This window comes from Streptomyces niphimycinicus, assembly GCF_018883605.1.
Classification (GTDB): Bacteria; Actinomycetota; Actinomycetes; order Streptomycetales; family Streptomycetaceae; genus Streptomyces; species Streptomyces niphimycinicus.
In genome coordinates, this window is the sequence record NZ_JAHLEM010000437.1 from 1 (window position 1) to 1,058 (window position 1,058).

Consider the following 1,058-nt stretch of genomic DNA (forward strand, 5'->3'; position numbering starts at 1 on the left):
CCTCTACGACGCCGGGGACTTCGACGCGTCGTTCTTCGGTATTTCGCCGCGTGAGGCGCTGGCGATGGACCCGCAGCAGCGGCTGCTGCTGGAGACGTCGTGGGAGGCGTTCGAGCGCGCGGGCATCGACCCGGCCACGCTGCGCGGTCAGCAGATCGGTGTCTTCGCCGGGACCAACGGCCAGGACTATCTGTCGCTGCTGATGCGGGCGCCCGAGGGCCTGGAGGGCCATCTGGGCACGGGCAACGCGGCGAGCGTGGTGTCCGGCCGGGTGGCGTACACCTTCGGTCTGGAGGGCCCGGCCGTCACGGTCGACACGGCCTGCTCGTCGTCGCTGGTGGCGCTGCATCTGGCGGTGCAGGCGCTGCGGCAGGGCGAGTGCACGATGGCACTCGCGGGCGGCGTCACGGTGATGTCCACCCCCGAGAACTTCATCGACTTCAGCCGTCAGCGCGGACTGGCCGCCGACGGCCGGATCAAGGCGTTCGCGGCCGGGGCCGATGGCACCGGCTGGGGCGAGGGCGCGGGCATGCTGCTCGTGGAGCGGCTGTCGGATGCCCGGCGTAACGGCCACCCGGTGCTGGCGGTGGTCCGGGGCTCGGCCATCAACCAGGACGGTGCGTCGAACGGCTTGACGGCGCCGAACGGGCCGTCGCAGCAGCGTGTCATCCGGCAGGCGCTGGCCGGTGCGGGGCTGTCGGCCGGTGATGTGGATGTGGTCGAGGCGCACGGTACGGGGACGACGCTGGGTGACCCGATCGAGGCGCAGGCGCTGCTGGCCACGTACGGGCAGGAGCGGGATGGGGACCGGCCGTTGTGGCTGGGCTCCATCAAGTCCAACATCGGTCATACGCAGGCCGCCGCCGGTGTCGCGGGCATCATCAAGATGGTGCTGGCGATGCGGCACGGTGTGCTGCCGCAGACATTGCATGTGGATGAGCCGTCGCCGCATGTGGACTGGTCGGCGGGCGCCGTATCGCTGCTGACCGAGCAGGTGGAATGGCCGGAGACCGGCCGCCCGCGCCGCGCCGGTATCTCCTCGTTCGGCATCAGTGGCA

Annotated in this window: 1 protein-coding gene; it reads left to right on the top strand. The window is 71.2% G+C overall.

Translation table 11 applies throughout. The annotated features are described in order from the left end of the window. Window positions 1–1,058: beta-ketoacyl synthase N-terminal-like domain-containing protein (locus tag KN815_RS31855; protein ID WP_216345330.1), on the top strand; the 1,058-nt coding region annotated here is incomplete at both ends.